We start from the raw sequence: 18,775 nt of genomic DNA on the forward strand, positions 1-18,775 counted from the left end.
AAAAGCGTTCAGCATCTCGCCGCTCGCCAACGATCCAGCCCAATCAGCAAAACTGAAGTCAGCACGAACCCTAGCAACAAGCCTCCGGCATTGACGAACACCTGTGGATAACCCAGCTTCTCGACATCGATGAACGGATAGGGATAAACCGCCAGCAGATGCCCGCGCAACAGCGCATAGCCGAAGTACACCAGCGGATAAATCATCCACAGGGCGATATGGCGCAAGCGCAAAAATCCCTTGGGTACGCAACACAACCAGTAAACCAGGAACAACCCTGGCATCACATCATGCATCAGCTCATCGGCCAGCCATTGCCAACCTTCGGGATGCCATAGATGGCGCAATAAAAGGCTGTACACCAGCCCGACCACGACGATGCTCACGGCGATGCCGCTGCTGACCCATGGCTGTAAAAACCAGCGACGCACAGCCGACTCGCGCGAAGTCAGTTCACAGGTCAGGACTGTGGCCACCAGCGTATTGCTCAGCACGGTGAAATAGCTGAAGAAGCTCACCAGCCCACCCAGCAGACTGGCACCCAGCGTCCAGCGTGAATGGAAGATCAGGTACATCTGGATGCTCAAACCGGCCCAACCGAGGATGGCAGCCACGGCCACGAAACGACGTCGCACGGCAGGCGCCTTGAACATGTTCAGAGCGGTCGCTTGGTACGCATCAGTTTCACGTACAAGCGCTCGACCTTCTCCCGTGCCCACGGGGTTTTGCGCAGGAACGTCAGGCTCGACTTGATGCTCGGGTCACTCTTGAAGCAGCGGATATCGATGCGTTCGGCCAGCCCCGACCATTCGTAGTGCTCGACCAGGGCATTGAGGATCTGCTCCAGGGTGACGCCATGCAGCGGGTCGTTGTTCTGTTCGGTCATGCCGGGCCTTCAGCGATGTTGGAATGGGGAAGCCGCGCACCTTAGCCGAGCGGCTGTTGCGGTGGAAGCGCTGCATGCGCTATTCGCTAAATGTAGGTGAATTGCGGCCCCTTGCAGGAGCGAGCCTGTCAGCGTTGGTCGTCAACGATAACGCTGGATTGCAGACGCCTCGCGGCGCTCTTGAATTCATCGCGAGCAGGCTCGCTCCTACAGTAATAGGTGGTGACTGTTACCAATTCAGAAAGGATGCATGTCAGGAAAAGCGCTTTCTCTATTTGTAACAGAACATTATGCTTGCGCCCCGCTATCGCTGAAACGCTTCATCCATCTTGCTACGCGTCGTTCATTCCTTAGAAAAAGATTAAGAATTTCCTTCTATGCCTGATTTCCCTTCCCCCCAAGACAGCGCTGTCTCAATGCCGGTCGCCTGTCGAAAAGTCCTGAAAATGCTCGGTGGCTGCACCGCGCTTGGCCTTGCCACTTGTACCCAGGCTGCCCCGGCCTTCGATAGCGATTCACCGTGGATGCTCGGCGACTGGAACGGCACGCGTACAGAACTGGCGGAAAAGGGCTACGACTTCAAAATCGATTACACCGGTGAAATGGGCAGCAATCTGCACGGTGGTTACGATCACGACCGTACGGCGCGTTACAGCGACCAGTTTGGTCTGGGTACGCACCTGGACCTGCAAAAGATACTCGGTTGGGACGACGCCGAATTTCAGCTGACCATCACCGAACGCAGCGGCAACAACATCAGCAACGACCGCATCAACGATCCGCGTGTCGGCGGCTTCACATCGGCCCAGGAAGTCTGGGGCCGCGGCCAGACCTGGCGCCTGACACAGATGTGGTATCAGCAGAAATTCTTCGATCAGCAACTCGACATCAAGGTCGGCCGCTTCGGTGAAGGCGAAGACTTCAACAGCTTCCCGTGCGATTTCCAGAACCTGGCATTTTGCGGCTCGCAGGTCGGCAACTGGGCGGGGGACATCTGGTACAACTGGCCGGTCAGCCAGTGGGCGATGCGGGTCAAGTATCACCTGACGCCCGAACTGTACGCACAAGTCGGCGTGTACGAGCAAAACCCGTCGAACCTTGATCGCGACAACGGCTTCAAGCTCAGTGGCAGCGGCACCCAAGGCGCGATTCTCCCGGTGGAATTGGTGTGGACGCCCAGGCTCAATGGCCTGCCGGGTGAGTACCGCGCCGGTTATTACTACAGCAACGCCAACGCCACCGACGTCTACAAAGACAGCAATGGCCAGCCCGCCGCCCTGAGTGGCGAAGCCTACCGCAGTGCATCGAGCAAGCACGGTGTGTGGCTCGGCATCCAGCAGCAGATCACCAGCATCGCCAGCGACCACTCCCGCGGCCTGAGCGTGTTCGCCAACGGCACGATGCACGACAAGAAAACCAACGCCATCGACAACTACGTCCAGGCCGGCGTCGTCTACAAAGGCCTGTTCGACGCTCGCGCCAGGGACGATATCGGTTTCGCCATGGCGCGCGTGCACGTCAACCCGGCGTATCGCAAGAACTCCGAGGCAACCAACCAGGCCCACGCGGTTTTCGACTACGACGATCCAGCCTACTTGCCGCCGCAAGACACCGAATACAGCGCCGAACTTTATTACGGCGTTCATGTGAACAACTGGCTGACCGTGCGCCCGAACCTGCAATACATCCGCCACCCGGGTGGCGTGAACGACGTCGATGACGCGCTGATCGGCGGGATCAAGATCCAGTCATCGTTCTAAAAAACAAGCAAAGCCCTTGTAGGAGCGAGGCTTGCCCGCGATGGCGGTGGGTCAGGCAGCCTCAATGCCAAATGACACACCGTCTTCGCGGGCAAGCCTCGCTCCTACAGGAATGGCATCAACCAACCGGTTTTTATCTGAACCCTGCCCGCACAGGATCGTCATCTACAGTGAACTTGCGCGGGACTACTTGAAACGTCACGGAGAATCACACTATGAGCACTGATGGTGCCTTGGGTCGAAGCCGTCTATGGCCAAGCCTGCTTGGCATACTGCTTCTGCTAATGGGCCTGGCCATGCTGGCCGGGGGGATCAAGCTGAGCATGCTCGGCGGCTCGCTGTACTACCTGCTGGCCGGTATCGGCCTGGCGTTGACCGGCATCCTGTTGTTGCTGGCCCGCCGTGCCGCACTGGGCCTGTACGCATTGGTGCTGTTCGCCAGCACCGTATGGGCATTGTGGGAAGTCGGCCTCGATTGGTGGCAACTGGTGCCGCGCCTGGCGATGCTGTTTGCGCTGGGCCTGGTGATGTTGCTGCCGTGGTTTCGTCGTCCGTTGCTGCGTGACGGTGCCGCACCGATGGGCACCGGCGCGCTGGGTGTGGCCGTGGTGCTCGCTGGCGTTACCGCGTTGGCCAGCCAGTTCACCAACCCCGGTGAAATCAAGGGTCAACTGGACCGCGACAGCGTCGATGGCATGACCAACACCGCCCCGGCCATGCCGGAGGGTGACTGGAACTCCTACGGCCGCAGCGCCCACGGTGACCGTTACTCGCCACTGGCGCAGATCACCCCGCAGAACGTGCACAAACTGGTGCAAGCCTGGTCTTATCGCACCGGCGACCTGCCAGGGCCGAACGACCCGGGCGAAACCACCGCCGAAAACACCCCGCTGAAAGTCAACGGCATGCTGTACGTGTGCACGCCGCACAGCCAGGTGATTGCGCTGGACCCGGACACCGGCAAGGAAATCTGGCGTTTCGATCCGAAGCTCTCCACGCAGAACGCGGCGAACTTCAAGGGTTGGGCGCACATGACCTGCCGTGGCGTGACCTATCACGATGACGCGGTGTACGCCTCCGAGCAGAGCCCGACCGGCAGCGCCAGCGCACCGGTGGCCAGTGTCTGCCCGCGCCGGATCTTCCTGCCAACCGCCGATACCCGCCTGATCGCCCTCAACGCCGACACCGGCAAAATGTGCGAAGACTTCGGCGACAAAGGCCAGGTCGACCTGCGCGCCAACATCGGCGGCTTCACGGCCGGTGGTTACTACTCCACTTCGCCGCCAGCGGTCACCAAGGACCTGGTGGTGATTGGCGGTCACGTCACCGACAACGTCTCCACCGACGAGCCAAGCGGCGTGATCCGTGCGTTCGACGTGCACACCGGCAAACTGGTGTGGAACTGGGACAGCGGCAACCCGGACGACACCACGCCGATTGCCGAAGGCAAGGTCTACACCCGTAACTCGCCGAACATGTGGTCGATGTTCGCGGTCGATGAAAAACTCGGCATGCTCTACCTGCCGATGGGTAACCAGACCCCGGACCAGTTCGGTGGCGCGCGTACCCCTGAATCGGAACTGCACGCCGCGGGCCTGACCGCTCTGGACATCGCCACCGGTAAGGTGCGCTGGCACTTCCAGTTCACCCACCATGACCTGTGGGACATGGACGTCGGTGGTCAGCCGACCCTGATGGACCTGAAAACCGCCGATGGCGTGAAGCAGGCCGTCCTGGCGTCAACCAAGCAAGGCAGCATCTACGTGCTCGATCGCAGCACCGGCCAGGCCATCGTGCCGATCAACGAAGTGCCGGTGCCGCAAGGCGCGGTGGAAGGCGATCATACCTCGCCGACCCAACCGAAATCCGACCTCAACCTGATGCCGCCACCGCTGCAAGAGCGCGACATGTGGGGCGTGACGCCGTTCGACCAACTGATCTGCCGGATCGACTTCAAATCCATGCGCTACGACGGTCCGTTCACGCCGCCATCGCTGCAGGGTTCGATTGTTTATCCAGGCAACTTCGGGGTGTTCGACTGGGGCGGTATCTCGGTTGACCCGGTGCGTCAGATCGCTTTCGTCAACCCGAGCTACATGGCCTTCAAATCGAAAATGATCCCGGCCGCTGAAATCGCCGCCCAAGGCCCGCGCAAAAGCGAAACCGAAGGCGTGCAGCCGAACAAGGGCGCGCCCTACGGCGTAGTCCTCGAAGCGCTGCTGTCGCCGATGGGCTTGCCTTGCCAGGCGCCGGCGTGGGGTTATGTCGCCGCCATCGACCTGACGACCCAGCAGAAAATCTGGATGCACAAGAACGGCACCGTGCGCGACAGCTCGCCGGTGCCGATCCCGCTGAGCATGGGCGTGCCAAGCCTGGGCGGCACCTTCACCACCGCCAGTGGCGTCGGTTTTCTCAGCGGCACCCTCGACCAGTACCTGCGCGCCTACGACGTGAAAAACGGCAAGCAACTGTGGGAAGGCCGCCTGCCGGCCGGCGCACAAACCACGCCAATGACCTACACCGGCAAGGACGGCAAGCAATACGTGCTCGTCGTCGCCGGCGGTCATGGTTCACTGGGCACCAAACAGGGTGACTATGTGATTGCTTACAAACTGTCGGAATAAGTTTTAACGGCGGTTAACCGGAAAAGGCGACTCCTGAGAGGGAGTCGCCTTTTTTGTCTGTGTGTCCGGGCCTGGTCTGCTACTTGATGAGGCGTACCGATCAATCGCCAATCGTTCTAAAAAACTGTCAACTTTCACAGTATCTTTCCGTTTCTCCGCTGCGCATCATCAACCGTGAACACGTACTCATGGATGACCCGCGGAGCCTTCATGCCTCACACCCAATCAGGCCTTGCAAGGCCGCTACGCGCCCGACATGCAAACGGCAACATGCGAAAGCCGGGAAGCTGAACCATGACAGCCACCACCATACAAGCCCGCGCACCCGGCAAAATCATCCTGATGGGCGAGCACGCCCTCCTTCACGGTTGTCCGGCAATCGCCACATCTCTGGGCCTGTATTGCGACGTGCAAGTGCGCCCCCGTAACGACCAATACATAGAGTTGCAGCTGCCCGGTCTTGACCATCATCGCTGTTACACACTGGCAACATTGCTCGACTACCCGAGTCGCGAGGCCCAATTGCGTATCCCGGGCTTTACCCTCACTGGAAAAATCGACGCCGATTACCTGGTCAAATGTGCCATTGGCGTAATTCTGCGCAAGCTGACACCGAATCAATGGCGGGGATTTTCCGTGCGGGTGGAGTCGACCATTCCCATCCATTGCGGATTTGGCAGCTCAGGTGCCTTGGCTGTCAGTCTGGCCGCGGCGCTGTTGCGATTCTTCGATTTGCAACCGCGACAGCACCCGCTGGAATCGGTGGCGATGAGCATCGAACGTTACCAGCACGGCCAACCGTCAGGGATCGATCACAACACCAGCCTGCTGGGTTCGACGGTCGAGCGGCGCCCCATGGCCGATGGCAATTTCAAACTGATCGCCTGGCCTAAAAGCACGGCGTGGTTGCAGTTGCGTGACGTACAACTCTACGACACCGGCGCCGCCCGTGAGACCACCGGACAAGTCATCGCCGCCACCCGCCAACGGCTCGAAGGCCCCGACAATGCACTTTTAAAACGCATGCGTCACACCGCTGAACGCTTCCGGGCGCTGCTGCAGCGGCCGGTCCTGATGCCCGCGACACTCAAGCACCTGCTCAAAGAATACGAAGCCGCGCTGGAAAGCCTCGGCGTGGTGCCAAGGAATATCGCCAAACTCATTCGGGTCATCGAAAAGGCCGGTGGCGCGGCGAAAATCTGCGGCGCCGGCGCGCTCTCGGGGGACCAGGCCGGCGCACTTCTGGTGATCGGCGCACCCGCGCTACCGGAGTTGTCGCGATACCGCAGAATCGAAGCGCCATTGGCCGTCGATGGCTTGCAGATTCGCGAAGACTGCACACGATCAGCGCCTCGTCACCGAGAAACTTTGCGCTGATCCGGGGCAACTGACGAACCACTGATTTGAACTGGCAGAACAGTCAGGTGCGTCCTTGGCGCAACAGGACTGTGCACTGTGGACAGGTTTTCTCTCCCCTGAATCAATGCGCCGCGCCACAGTCCAGCTAACCTGAATCCCTGCTGAACACACCTTCGAATGATTCATTAACGCCAAGGCATGCATTGAAACCACCGCCAACCTGCCCCATCTAAGACCCATACCCATTGCGCAGGTGCCCCCATGAGCGACCAGCAAGAATTCCCTGAAGACCCGAGCGAATACGCAGACCCGGAAAACGCCACCCACCACACTCCCGGCAAAGGCCTTGCCCTGCCCGGCCAGAACCTGCCGGACAAGGTCTACATCATCCCGATCCACAACCGACCGTTCTTCCCGGCCCAGGTGCTGCCGGTCATCGTCAATGAAGAGCCGTGGGCCGAGACCCTCGATCTGGTCGCCAAGTCCGATCACCATTCCCTGGCCCTGTTCTACATGGACACGCCCCAGGAAGACCCGCGCCATTTCGACACCTCGGCCTTGCCGCTGTACGGCACGCTGGTCAAGGTGCATCACGCCAGTCGCGAGAACGGCAAGCTGCAATTCGTCGCCCAGGGCCTGACCCGGGTTCGCCTGAAAACCTGGCTCAAGCACCATCGCCCGCCGTATCTGGTGGAAGTCGAATACCCGCACCAGCCCACCGAGCCGACCGACGAGGTCAAGGCCTACGGCATGGCGCTGATCAATGCGATCAAGGAACTGCTGCCGCTCAATCCGCTGTACAGCGAAGAGCTGAAGAACTATCTCAACCGCTTCAGCCCCAACGACCCGTCACCGCTGACCGACTTCGCCGCTGCGCTCACCTCGGCCACCGGCAGCGAGCTGCAGGAAGTGCTCGACTGCGTGCCCATGCTCAAGCGCATGGAAAAAGTCCTGCCGATGTTGCGCAAGGAAGTCGAAGTCGCGCGTTTGCAAAAAGAAATCTCCGCTGAAGTAAACCGCAAGATCGGCGAGCACCAGCGCGAGTTTTTCCTCAAGGAACAACTGAAGGTCATCCAGCAGGAGCTGGGTCTTACCAAGGACGACCGCAGCGCCGACCTCGAGCAGTTCGAACAGCGGTTGGTCGGCAAAGTGCTGCCCGCGCAGGTGCAGAAACGCCTTGAAGAGGAAATGAACAAACTGTCGATCCTCGAGACCGGTTCGCCGGAGTACGCAGTAACGCGCAACTACATCGACTGGGCGACGTCGGTGCCATGGGGCGTGTACGGCGAGGACAAACTCGACCTCAAGCATGCGCGCAAGGTGCTAGACAACCATCATGCCGGTCTCGACGACATCAAGGACCGCATCCTCGAGTTCCTCGCAGTCGGCGCTTATAAAGGCGAGATCAGCGGCTCCATCGTGTTGCTGGTGGGGCCACCGGGCGTGGGTAAAACCAGTGTCGGCAGATCCATCGCCGAATCCCTCGGGCGCCCGTTCTACCGCTTCAGCCTCGGCGGCATGCGTGACGAAGCCGAGATCAAGGGCCACCGCCGCACCTACATCGGCGCACAGCCGGGCAAACTGGTGCAGGCGCTCAAAGACGTCGAAGTGATGAACCCGGTGATCATGCTCGACGAGATCGACAAGATGGGCCAAAGCTACCAGGGCGACCCGGCCTCGGCGTTGCTGGAAACCCTCGACCCTGAGCAGAACGTCGAATTCCTCGATCACTACCTCGATCTGCGCATGGACCTGTCGAAAGTGCTGTTCATCTGCACTGCCAACACCCTGGATTCGATCCCCGGCCCGTTGCTCGACCGGATGGAAGTGATTCGCCTGTCGGGCTACATCACCGAAGAAAAAGTCGCCATCGCCAAGCGTCACCTGTGGCCGAAACAGCTGGAGAAGGCTGGCGTATCCAAAGGCAGCCTGAGCATCAGCGACAATGCGCTCAAAGCCTTGATCGACGGTTATGCCCGTGAAGCCGGGGTGCGTCAGCTGGAGAAAAACCTCGGCAAGCTGGTTCGCAAAGCGGTGATGAAGCTGCTCGACGATCCCAAAGCGGTGATCAAGCTCGGCCCGAAAGACCTCGAACCGTCCCTTGGCAAACCGGTGTTCCGCAATGAACAAGTGTTGTCGGGAACGGGCGTGATCACCGGACTGGCCTGGACCAGCATGGGCGGCGCGACCTTGCCGATCGAAGCCACCCGCATCCATACCCTTAACCGCGGCTTCAAGCTCACCGGGCAATTGGGCGATGTGATGAAGGAGTCCGCGGAGATCGCCTACAGCTACGTCAGCTCCAATCTGAAGTCGTTTGGCGGCGACCCGAAATTCTTCGATGAAGCCTTTGTGCACCTGCACGTGCCGGAAGGTGCAACACCGAAAGACGGCCCGAGCGCCGGTGTGACCATGGCCAGTGCGCTGTTGTCGCTGGCACGCAACCAGCCACCGAAAAAAGGCGTGGCCATGACCGGCGAGCTCACCTTGACCGGGCATGTGCTGCCGATTGGCGGGGTGCGCGAAAAGGTCATTGCGGCGCGGCGGCAGAAAATCTTCGAGCTGATTCTGCCCGAGGCCAATCGCGGTAATTTCGAAGAGCTGCCGGAATATCTCAAAGAAGGCATTACCGTGCACTTTGCCAAGCGGTTTGCGGATGTGGCTAAGGTATTGTTCTAAGCCGGCAACCCAATACCAAAAAGGCCAGGCTATTGCCTGGTCTTTTTTTGTGCATTTGATCAACACCTTGCGAATTGAACTATTAAGTATAAAAAGATCAACTAGCACCGCAATTTAAATCTAAAAAACTAGCACATTTGACAGTATCCTCTCAAAAGGTGTGATGCTAACTTTTCAATTCAAATCATTCCTAGTTACTGACAGGCACACTCCATGACCAACCTGAAACAGGCTACTCGATCAGAAGCTACCGGTTACCTCAAGGCTAAGAGAAACAATGAGGAATTCTTCAGTTCCGAGGTAGTTTTCGCAAGCCGCGATGACAATTGGATTAAAATTGAGGCGCACATCAACTTCGCCCTTCCAGATCCAAGGTTTTTCCTGTTGGTTATCGATGAAGCCACGCCAAGCGGACAACAGAACTTTGTGCGGGGAGGGTATTTGCGCTCCGTTGAGTATCACAGCGGAAGCTCTATGCAATCTGCATACGAAGGAACTTTCACGGCCAACTTAAATAATTCGACTAAAAGGTATCAACTAACATTTAACCTGAAATTCTATGGTCACGATAAGCTCGAAATCGAAGGTGAGCTCGACATTACGGGCTTACATCCTTAATCAGCCTCACCATTCCCTCCAAACCAGAGCCTGATTTGCCAACATTCTTCTCCAAGGCTCTGGTCACACTTTGTCTCATCTCGGTTATGCTCGCCGTTCGTCGTGAACGCCGGAGCTACTGACCCTATGTCCCCCATTCGTCTGTTTGTCCCTCTCGTACTCGCCTTGCTGGCCGCTTGCGCCACGCAACCGAAACATAACGTGACGGTGGAGAAACAAAGCGAATGCCCGGTGAAACTCAGTGCTGGGCAAAACCTGATCCTGACCTTGCCGAGCAATCCCACCACCGGCTACCGCTGGACGATCCAGGATTCGGCCGGTGGCGTGTTGCGCCCGCTGGGGCCAGAGGTTTATCGAAACCCCGAAGATGCCGGTGTGGTGGGCGCTGCAGGCGTATCGACCTGGCGTTTTCAAGCCTTCGCCGCTGGCACCGGGCGTTTGCGCCTGACCTCACAACAACCATGGGCGCCGGAAGTGCTGCCGGTTGATTCCTTCGACTGCACTGTCTCGGTCAACTGATCGTGGGCTGGCTGATTCTGGCACTGATGGGCGCGCTGACGTTCCTGTATGGCTTGAGCGTGCATGCTGCGATGCTCTGCCTGCTGGTCAAGCCGTTGCCCGTATTGGCTCTGCTCGGTTGGCTGCACGATGCGCCGCCCGGTGAGTACCGCCGCTGGATCAGCCTCGGTCTGATTTTTTCCCTGCTGGGCGATGTGTTGTTGGCATGGCCGGGGGATTTGTTCGTGTTTGGATTGGGTGCGTTTCTGGTTGCGCACCTGGCCTATCTCAAGGCGTATCTGAGCGATTGCCGACGCCTGGCCGTGCTGCCGCTGGTGCTGGCCCTCGGTGTCGGCGTCGTCCTGCTGGGGATTCTGATTTCCAACGGCCTCGGCCCATTGCTGGTGCCCGTGATTGTCTATGGCACAGCCATCAGCGCCATGCTCTGGCGCGCCCTGGCCCGACTCGGGACCGACGTGCCCAAACGCTCTGCGCTGCTGGCGGCAGCGGGCGCGGTGGCGTTCGTGTTCTCCGACAGCGTGATTGGCATCAGCCGGTTTGTGATGCCATTTGATGCTGCCCCTTATGTGATTATCCTCAGCTACTGGCTGGGGCAATGGGGGATCACTGCCTCGGCGTTCCCCCAAAGATCACGCTAACCATTGTGGCGAGGAAGCTTGCTCCCGCTGGGCTGCGAAGCGGCCCCGAAACCATTCAACCGCGCGTCAACAGATTCACCCCACCAGCCGGGTTTGCGACTGCTGCGCAGCCGAGCGGGAGCAAGCTCTCTCGCCACAATGGTGTTTCTTTGCGTTGACCGGAGTGAACTCCAGCGGTTTATCAGACAACCCGCGCATCCCCGCGCCAACTTGGCTAAAATGCCGGCCTTTTCCACCTACGCCGCTGGAACCGCCGTGAGCAAAGAACCCGATCGCCTATTCGCCCAGCCTTTGGCCCAGGTGCCTGACTTCGCCTTCAACGAAGACGTGGTACGGGTGTTCCCGGACATGATCAAGCGCTCGGTGCCGGGTTATCCGACCATTGTCGAAAACCTCGGCGTGCTCGCCGCGCAGTTCGCTCAGCCCAATAGCGTGCTGTATGACCTCGGCTCATCGCTCGGCGCAGTGACCCAGGCGCTGCGCCGGCATGTGCGCACCGAGGGTTGCCGGGTGATCGCTGTGGATAACTCCGCGGCGATGGTCGAGCGCTGCCGCGAGTACCTCAACGGCCAGGATTCGATGTTCCAGGAGTTGCTGCCGGTCGAGGTGATCGAAGGCGACATCCTCGCCCTCGACTTCCAGCCTGCCTCGGTGGTTGCACTGAACTTCACCCTGCAATTCATCGCCCCGGACCAGCGTAGCGCATTGCTCAGTCGCATCCGCCACTCGCTGCTGCCCGGTGGGGCATTGATCCTCTCGGAAAAACTGCGCTTTGAAGACGAGCAGGAGCACGCGCTGCTCACCGACCTGCACATCGCCTTCAAACGCGCCAACGGCTACAGCGAACTGGAAATCGCCCAGAAGCGCAGCGCCATCGAAAACGTCATGAAGCCCGACAGCCTCGAAGAACACCGCGAACGCCTGCTGGCGGCCGGGTTCTCGAAAGTCGTGCCGTGGTTCCAGTGTCTTAACTTTGCCTCGTTGATTGCCTTGCCATGATTGATCTGTCCCCCCTCGCCCGCCGTCTGGCCGGCACGCCGCTGGCCGATTGGGCCAACACCTTGCAGGCGCAACTCGACAAGAAAATGGAAAAAGGACATGGCGATCTGGAGCGCTGGCAAAGCGCGCTGGACGCTTTGCCGAAGATTCAGCCCAAGGTCGTCGATTTGCTCAACGGTTTGAAACTGGACACCGATTGCGACGACGCAACCCGCGCACAGATGCGCACTGCGCTGATGGGTTTGTCGCCGTGGCGCAAGGGGCCATTCGACTTGTTCGGTGTGCATGTCGATACCGAGTGGCGTTCGGACTGGAAATGGTCGCGGGTGGCCCCGCACCTGGACCTCAAGGGCAAACGCATTCTCGATGTCGGTTGCGGCAACGGCTATTACATGTGGCGCATGCTCGGCGCCGGTGCGGACAGCGTGATCGGTGTCGACCCGAACTGGCTGTTCTTCTGCCAGTTCCAGGCAGTGCAACGCTACTTGTCCGAACCGAATGCCTGGCACCTGCCCTTCCCGTTCGAAGACCTGCCGCCGAACCTCGAAGGCTTCGACACGGTGTTCTCCATGGGCGTGTTCTACCACCGCCGCTCGCCGATCGAGCATTTGCTGGCACTGAAGGATTGCCTCGTCAAGGGCGGTGAACTGGTGCTGGAGACGCTGGTAGTCGAAGGTGACAAGCACCAGGTGCTGGTGCCGGAAGACCGTTACGCCCAAATGCGCAACGTGTGGTTCCTGCCTTCGGTGCCGGCGCTGGAGTTGTGGCTGCGCCGTGCCGGGTTCAGCGATGTGAAATGCGTGGACGTGAGCACCACCACCGTTGAAGAGCAGCGCGGGACGGAGTGGATGAAATATCAATCGTTGAGCGATTTCCTTGATCCGGAAGATCACAGCAAGACGATTGAAGGGCTGCCGGCGCCGATGCGGGCAGTGATCGTCGCGAAGAAGTAACCTTTCCTTCCAGCCCCTGCAAAAACCTGTGGGAGCTGGCTTGCCAGCGATAGCGGTGTTTCAGTCGACATCAATGTTTGATGTGACGACGTCATCGCTGGCAAGCCAGCTCCCACAGGAATTGATGCGGTTTTCAGATTGTTGGTTTTGCCCGGCGGGCCTTGAAGAATTCGCTGAGCACCGCCCCGCATTCTTCCGCCAACACCCCACCTTCGTACAACACCCGGTGATTCAAAAAGCCCTGGGTAAAAAATTGCCCCTGGCTCTGCACAATCCCCGCTTTGGGCTCCAGCGCGCCGTACACCACCCGCGCAATGCGCGAATGCACGATCAGGCCCGCGCACATGCTGCACGGCTCCAGCGTGACGTAGAGCGTGCTGCCCGGCAGGCGATAGTTGCTGACGGCCTGGGCGGCAGCGCGGATCGCGACCATCTCGGCGTGGGCGCTCGGGTCGTTGCCGCTGATCGGGCAATTGAAGCCGCGACCGATGATCTCACCATCCTGCACCAACACGGCGCCCACCGGTACTTCACCGAGGGCCGCGCCTTGGGCGGCCAGCGCCAGCGCTTCACGCATGAAGTCGCGATCACGGCTGCGGTCGATGATCGCCGCGGGTCGAATCTGCCGCATCATGCCACCTCGATAGCGGCCATCAGGCCGGTTTCCATGTGGTCGATCACATGGCAATGGAACATCCACACCCCGGGGTTATCCGCCACCAGCGCCACTTGCGCGCGCTCGTTCTTGCCCAGCAGGTAAGTATCGGTGAAGTACGGAATCACCTTGTGCCGGTTCGAGGCGATGACCTTGAAACTCATGCCGTGCAGGTGAATCGGATGCTGATACTGGGTCATGTTCTTCAATTCGAAAATGTAGCTTTTGCCCTTCTGGAGTTTGGCAATCGGGCGGTCGGCGCAGGTCTTGTCGGTGATGTCCCAGGCCTTGCCGTTAATTTGCCACAGGCTGGGCGGCTTGCCGTTGTCGACGTTCACCGACACCGAACCGACCCATTCGAAATTGAAGTTGAGTTTCTCGGCATTGGCCAGGTCCGGCTCGGCCACCGGGTTGGCGGGCAGCGCCGCTGGCCACTCGGTTGGCGCATCGCTGTTGGCGACCGAACGGAGTGTCCCGAGGCGCACCGGGCCGTTGCGCAGCGACAGTTCTTCACCGGCCGGCGGTGCCTTGATCGCCAGGCAAATGCGCATGCCGGGGCCGAGCCAGTATTCCTTGCCCAGCGGCCGTGGCTCGATCGGGTTGCCGTCCAGCGCGTAGATCTGCGCTTCGACGCCGGGAATGTTCAGGCGATAGGTCAGGGTGTTGTCGAGGTTCAGCAAACGCACGCGGGTGATCTGCCCGGCGGGCAATTCGATCACGGCTTGCGAAACCCCATTGATGGTCGACAAGCGTCCTGCCGTGCCACCCCGGGCCGCTTCCCGGGGGATGCTGAACTCGACAAAATTGCCAACCTCGTCGACATGCCAGCTCTTGAGGCTCAAGGTCTTCTCGTATTTGAAACCGGTTGGCTCGCGCTCTTCGACGATCAGCGGGCCGACCAGCCCGCGCCCCAGTTCTTCGCTGCTGTTCACGTGCGGGTGATACCAGTAGCTGCCGGCATCCGGGACACGAAATTTGTAGTCGAAATATTCGCCCGGCAACACCGGAAGCTGGGAAACGTAGGGCACGCCATCCATCTCCAGCGGCAGGCGGATACCGTGCCAGTGAATGGTGGTCGCCACCGGCAGGTGATTGATGAAACGCACCCGCAGCCATTCGCCCTGACGTACGCGCAACTCGGTGCCCGGCGCCGACGGGCCGAACGCCCAGGCCTGGGTCTGGTGGCCGGGCACCAGTTCGACGTCCAGCGGTGCAGCGATCAACTCATAGTCGTGGCCCGCGTCCGAATCGGCCATCTTGCCCAACCAATAGCGCGACGCGCCACCGGCCCCCACGCCAACGACAACAAGACCGGCCAGGCCACCGAGGATTTGGCGACGGGTAAAGGACATGAACTCAACTACCTCACTTGAACGCGGCAGGCCCAAGCCCGCAAAAGGCGAATACGATACACCTGCGGATGAGAAACAGTAAGGGCGGCGCGGCGGATAGACGCAGCGCGGTATCGGACATTCAGGCTGAAACGGAACGAGGTAAAGACTGGCGCCTACCGGAAATCGAATCGCAAACGGGCGTAACTATGTAGTGCACATTGCTCGAGCGTAAGGGGCATCTTCGGCTCACTTTTTCTCAAGGAACGAGAGCTGATGAACTCAACCGAATCCCGTCCGTTGTCCAACGCAGCAGACAAAGCAACGCTCAAGGCCATTGCCAACAAGGTGATCCTGTCCTGCCCGGGCCTGCAAGACATGGCAAGCGAAGTCGCCAGCGAGCTGCTCAAGCAACAGGGCATTGCCGGCCTCGACCCGGACCTCATTTATTTCCACCGATTCAAAGCGGCGCAAAGCAGTTCCAGATCGTTTACCGGCTGGCAACACATTCGGGAAAAACCCCACGAATCCACCACCCTGACGCAACTCGTGATCCACCGGTTCCGCGCCACCGATCAGGACAACGCTGACTTGCTGGACCTCTATGGCGGCTTTTACACCGCTGGCCCGGAAGCCGAAGACTTCGATGAAACCAACGAAGTTCGCCTGCATGGCAATGACGTCTTGAAGTATTTCTGGAACCTCGATTTCAGCTCGCTTTACACCGCCAGACTCAAGGCGTTCTGGAACACTTCGTCGGTCGATTTCCAGGCCCTCGCCAAATGCACCTTTCTGGTCAAAGCGCTGGAGGCCAATGAAGGCGGACAGCTGAGCGATGAAAACCTGCGGCAGGTTATCCAGGCCACCTGCGGCCCGGTCACCTCCCCCGCCAGCCTGCAAATGCTGAAAAGCGATTACTCGATCACCGGCGGCTCAACCATTCGCACACTGGACATGGCGGGCTACGTCGCCAACAACATTCTGCGCATCGTTGGTCCCGAAGGCAGACAGATTCTCTACCTCCCCGGTGACACAAAGTCATTCCAGGTGCTGGAAACACCCATGGATATGCATTTCTGGGTGCTGCTGCAAATGAACAGAAGCCCGACCCGACAGACATTCCTGAGCCACTTCAGCCTGGCGGATCGGCAACTGATTTCCGACAACATCCCGGACATCATGAACCGCCTGGTCAGCACCTGGGGCAAGCAGGATCATCATCTGATCAATGCAAAAAATCAGATCATCCGTGGTGATGCCTTCCGCTGGCTGACCGACTCAACCCAGGCAGCCATGTTCGCCGAGGCCAGCCTGTCGCTTACCTCCAACAGCGATCTGCGCAAGAAATTGTGGATCGGCTACCTGAGTGCCGGCGTGAGGGTTTTCGGGCCGATGGCCGTCGTCGGTTGGCCCGTGGCCCTGCCAGTCATTGGTGCCAGTCTGGCCAACATGGGACTGAACATCGATCAGGCGGTGAACGGCAAGACCCGCCAGGACCGTAAAGCCGGCATCATCGGCGCGGTCCTCAGTGGCATCGACACCCTGTTCAACCTTCCGTTTCTCAAAGGTACAGGACCGTTGCTGGAAGCCAGCGCCGAAGTGGACGCCGAGGTGGGCGAAGCGGTGCAAGTGCCCGACACGCCGCAAGCGAATCCAGGCGCTGATACCGAACTGTTCGATGCTCAGGCAGAAGAGTTGATTGATCCTCGCCGGACAGCACAGAACAACGATCTGACAGGGACAGCCGCTGTAGAGTCGCCACCGCAAAACTACAAAATCCCGATACTGCTCGATGAGCAAAACCTGGTGCGGACCCCCGGCAAGTTCCTGGGAACCTATCGCCTGTCCTCGAATCCGTCGACTGCAATCCGCCTCAATAACAGTGAGTACTTCGTACGTTACGAAGCTGATGTCAACGGTGGGGGTACGTGGGCGATCATTGATCCGGCGAACCCCGACGGGTTCACCTCTTCGATACCCGTGCGACTGAACGCCGAAGGTCAATGGGAACTCGCGCCTCGAACAGGTCTTAGAGGCGGAATGGAGACACCGCCCGACGGGACTGAAGGTGTCAGCAGCCAACCCGATGCCCAGGCATGGGCACAAACGCCAGGAACCTATGTAAAAAAACTGGAGACACCCGGCATGCGGGAATGGGCGCTCGGCGGTCCCGATGAATATGTGACCGTGCGCAATGCCGCTGGCGAGCAGGTCCGTGTCAGTCGATTCGCACAGCGCCAGGCCACCTCACGAGCGCGCTTGATTGCAGATGCCGAGCGCTACTACCACGCTAACCCGGCCTCCTACCGCGCGAGGGCGTCCTCCCCCACGGTGATCGGTAGCCGAACGGAACTGTTTGAAACGGCGTTCGCACAAAAACCTGGCCTGGTATTGGGCGAGACACGAGGCAGTATCGGCAGCAAACAAATTCTTATCGAAAACATGCCGGAGCTCGCCAGGCGTGGGTTGAAGACTATTTACCTGCAAGAGCTTCTGACTAACGCCAATCAAATCGATCTGGACACCTTCGCGCGAACAGGCCAGATGCCGCAAGATCTCGAAACCTACTTGACGACACTTGATCTGAAGGCAGGCAACGACCCCGAGGGCAAATTCAATGTCCTGTCCCTGGTCAAAGCCGCCAATGCGCAAAAGGTCAGGGTTCAAGCCATCGACTGTGCGATTACTTACAACATCAACGGACATGTGAACCTGGAGCCACAACAACAAATGGCGAGGAGTTTTTTCGCCAGCGAAGTGATTCAACTGAATGAGTCGACGCGTGGCCCCGGTCGTTGGATCGCATTGGTCGATCGGGAAAACCTGACGTCATTCAGAAACTATGCAGGTATCAGTGAGCAGACGGACGCCGTGAGTGTGCGCGTAGATGATTTAGTCCCGGGATCGGCGCAGGCCATAACATCCGATCCCGGCCTGGCACTGGAGTACAGCGACTATCCGGATTCCCCGGTCTACAACGTCGAAGAGGGGCTGAACGACCCCGGAGCCGAGCAAGATCTGGTGGTTGCGCAATGGCGTGTGCCCGTCGAAACCCCTTGGGCCTATCGCCCCCCAAGAGCACTGAAAACACTGCTGGCAAAATCGGGCATGTACACGTTCCAGCGCTCAAACAGCACCATCAAACTTATCTATCGCGATGCCAATGCACAAATTGCCGAAACCACCCTCCAGAGAATGGCTGATGGACAATTCACCTTGGCGTCCCCTGTCTGGCCGGACTTCGATTTCCAGCCTTTCGATAGCCTCGACACACTCAATCAACGGCTGGCGTCCAAAGGCATGAAGCTCATGGGTTGGCCTGCCCCTGAGAGCCCCGGGGAACTGTCTCAAGCGGGCGCCACTGAGACGGTGCTCAAAGGCGAGGCACAGAGCGCGGCAACGCTGAGTGAAGCCTTCACGAATGTGGCTGGAGCGCCGAAACGAACGGTCATTCCGGACAACTGGCAGGCCAATGAGCTGCTCGAGAGCATGACGCCCGAAAGCACACCCGGAAAGTACCAGGGTATTTACCAGCTCGACTCCGTCCCTTCGACAGCGATCATGCTGGACGACAAACCTTACTACGTACGCTACGAAACGGACCTCAGCGGCACAGGAAACTGGGCCATCATCGACCCGGAACACCCGACGACGCTCTCGGACTCGATCCCGGTTCGCCTGGATTCAGAAGGAAACTGGGAAACGCTCGCCCACAGCCCTCATGAGCAGGCCGAGCGCTAGCCAGCAGCCTGCA

The 18,775-nt window shown here is 59.4% G+C and carries 14 protein-coding genes; 10 read left to right on the top strand and 4 right to left on the bottom strand.

Annotated features, from left to right (window positions below):
* Positions 1–8: 8 nt before the first annotated feature.
* Together D8U73_RS21920 and D8U73_RS21925 are read right to left on the bottom strand one after the other, a co-directional pair.
* Complete coding sequence (locus D8U73_RS21920) at positions 9–653, bottom strand: Pr6Pr family membrane protein (protein WP_130905785.1); 645 nt, start codon at positions 651–653, stop codon at positions 9–11.
* Between the two features lie 2 nt (positions 654–655).
* Positions 656–886 (bottom strand): VF530 family protein, encoded by a 231-nt coding sequence (locus tag D8U73_RS21925; RefSeq protein WP_056855216.1) that lies wholly within the window; start codon positions 884–886, stop codon positions 656–658.
* 377 nt (positions 887–1,263) lie between these two features.
* Between D8U73_RS21925 and D8U73_RS21935 the strand changes: the two genes are divergently transcribed.
* From D8U73_RS21935 to cmoB, 9 genes are all read left to right on the top strand, one after another.
* Positions 1,264–2,646 carry a carbohydrate porin gene (locus tag D8U73_RS21935; RefSeq protein ID WP_130905787.1) on the top strand — a complete coding sequence of 461 codons (1,383 nt, stop codon included), beginning with the start codon at positions 1,264–1,266 and terminating at the stop codon, positions 2,644–2,646.
* 215 nt (positions 2,647–2,861) lie between these two features.
* On the top strand, positions 2,862–5,270 hold the full coding sequence (locus D8U73_RS21940; protein ID WP_130905788.1) for a glucose/quinate/shikimate family membrane-bound PQQ-dependent dehydrogenase: 2,409 nt from the start codon (positions 2,862–2,864) through the stop codon (positions 5,268–5,270).
* 294 nt (positions 5,271–5,564) lie between these two features.
* Positions 5,565–6,647, top strand: a complete 1,083-nt coding sequence (locus tag D8U73_RS21945; protein ID WP_130905789.1) for a hypothetical protein — start codon at positions 5,565–5,567, stop codon at positions 6,645–6,647.
* Between the two features lie 243 nt (positions 6,648–6,890).
* Complete coding sequence (lon, locus tag D8U73_RS21950) at positions 6,891–9,308, top strand: endopeptidase La (RefSeq protein ID WP_130905790.1); 2,418 nt, start codon at positions 6,891–6,893, stop codon at positions 9,306–9,308.
* Between the two features lie 213 nt (positions 9,309–9,521).
* The gene (locus tag D8U73_RS21955) at positions 9,522–9,926 is read left to right on the top strand and encodes a hypothetical protein (protein ID WP_130905791.1); all 405 of its coding nucleotides are present in this window, start codon (positions 9,522–9,524) and stop codon (positions 9,924–9,926) included.
* 126 nt (positions 9,927–10,052) lie between these two features.
* Entirely contained in the window at positions 10,053–10,445 is a 393-nt protein-coding gene (locus D8U73_RS21960; protein ID WP_130905792.1) for a protease inhibitor I42 family protein, read from the top strand.
* 2 nt (positions 10,446–10,447) lie between these two features.
* Positions 10,448–11,083: a lysoplasmalogenase gene (locus tag D8U73_RS21965; RefSeq protein ID WP_130905793.1), complete on the top strand. Its 636-nt coding sequence runs from the start codon at positions 10,448–10,450 to the stop codon at positions 11,081–11,083.
* A 219-nt stretch (positions 11,084–11,302) separates the two neighbouring features.
* The gene (gene cmoA, locus D8U73_RS21975; RefSeq protein ID WP_177336589.1) at positions 11,303–12,082 is read left to right on the top strand and encodes a carboxy-S-adenosyl-L-methionine synthase CmoA; all 780 of its coding nucleotides are present in this window, start codon (positions 11,303–11,305) and stop codon (positions 12,080–12,082) included.
* Positions 12,079–13,035, top strand: a complete 957-nt coding sequence (gene cmoB, locus D8U73_RS21980) for a tRNA 5-methoxyuridine(34)/uridine 5-oxyacetic acid(34) synthase CmoB (RefSeq protein ID WP_056855206.1) — start codon at positions 12,079–12,081, stop codon at positions 13,033–13,035. Before cmoA ends, cmoB begins: the two co-directional genes overlap by 4 nt.
* 133 nt (positions 13,036–13,168) lie before the next feature.
* Here cmoB and tadA read toward each other — a convergent pair whose 3' ends face one another.
* Together tadA and D8U73_RS21990 are read right to left on the bottom strand one after the other, a co-directional pair.
* On the bottom strand, positions 13,169–13,666 hold the full coding sequence (gene tadA / locus D8U73_RS21985) for a tRNA adenosine(34) deaminase TadA (RefSeq protein WP_056855205.1): 498 nt from the start codon (positions 13,664–13,666) through the stop codon (positions 13,169–13,171).
* Complete coding sequence (locus tag D8U73_RS21990) at positions 13,666–15,042, bottom strand: multicopper oxidase family protein (protein WP_130905795.1); 1,377 nt, start codon at positions 15,040–15,042, stop codon at positions 13,666–13,668. Before D8U73_RS21990 ends, tadA begins: the two co-directional genes overlap by 1 nt.
* Positions 15,043–15,297: 255 nt before the next feature.
* On the opposite strand from D8U73_RS21990, the gene D8U73_RS21995 reads away from it, so the two are divergent.
* Positions 15,298–18,762: a membrane-targeted effector domain-containing toxin gene (locus D8U73_RS21995; RefSeq protein ID WP_130905796.1), complete on the top strand. Its 3,465-nt coding sequence runs from the start codon at positions 15,298–15,300 to the stop codon at positions 18,760–18,762.
* Positions 18,763–18,775 lie beyond the last annotated feature (13 nt).

It is taken from the genome of Pseudomonas sp. Sample_22 (assembly GCF_004307635.1).
In the GTDB taxonomy this organism is placed as follows: domain Bacteria; phylum Pseudomonadota; class Gammaproteobacteria; order Pseudomonadales; family Pseudomonadaceae; genus Aquipseudomonas.

Coding starts and splice junctions, on each gene's coding strand:
- D8U73_RS21955 (WP_130905791.1), top strand. CDS start 9,522: ATGACCAACCTGAAACAGGCTACTCGATCAGAAGCTACCGGTTACCTC.
- D8U73_RS21920 (WP_130905785.1), bottom strand. CDS start 653: ATGTTCAAGGCGCCTGCCGTGCGACGTCGTTTCGTGGCCGTGGCTGCC.
- tadA (WP_056855205.1), bottom strand. CDS start 13,666: ATGCGGCAGATTCGACCCGCGGCGATCATCGACCGCAGCCGTGATCGC.
- D8U73_RS21945 (WP_130905789.1), top strand. CDS start 5,565: ATGACAGCCACCACCATACAAGCCCGCGCACCCGGCAAAATCATCCTG.
- cmoB (WP_056855206.1), top strand. CDS start 12,079: ATGATTGATCTGTCCCCCCTCGCCCGCCGTCTGGCCGGCACGCCGCTG.
- cmoA (WP_177336589.1), top strand. CDS start 11,303: ATGCCGGCCTTTTCCACCTACGCCGCTGGAACCGCCGTGAGCAAAGAA.
- D8U73_RS21925 (WP_056855216.1), bottom strand. CDS start 886: ATGACCGAACAGAACAACGACCCGCTGCATGGCGTCACCCTGGAGCAG.
- D8U73_RS21960 (WP_130905792.1), top strand. CDS start 10,053: ATGTCCCCCATTCGTCTGTTTGTCCCTCTCGTACTCGCCTTGCTGGCC.
- D8U73_RS21995 (WP_130905796.1), top strand. CDS start 15,298: ATGAACTCAACCGAATCCCGTCCGTTGTCCAACGCAGCAGACAAAGCA.
- lon (WP_130905790.1), top strand. CDS start 6,891: ATGAGCGACCAGCAAGAATTCCCTGAAGACCCGAGCGAATACGCAGAC.
- D8U73_RS21935 (WP_130905787.1), top strand. CDS start 1,264: ATGCCTGATTTCCCTTCCCCCCAAGACAGCGCTGTCTCAATGCCGGTC.
- D8U73_RS21990 (WP_130905795.1), bottom strand. CDS start 15,042: ATGTCCTTTACCCGTCGCCAAATCCTCGGTGGCCTGGCCGGTCTTGTT.
- D8U73_RS21940 (WP_130905788.1), top strand. CDS start 2,862: ATGAGCACTGATGGTGCCTTGGGTCGAAGCCGTCTATGGCCAAGCCTG.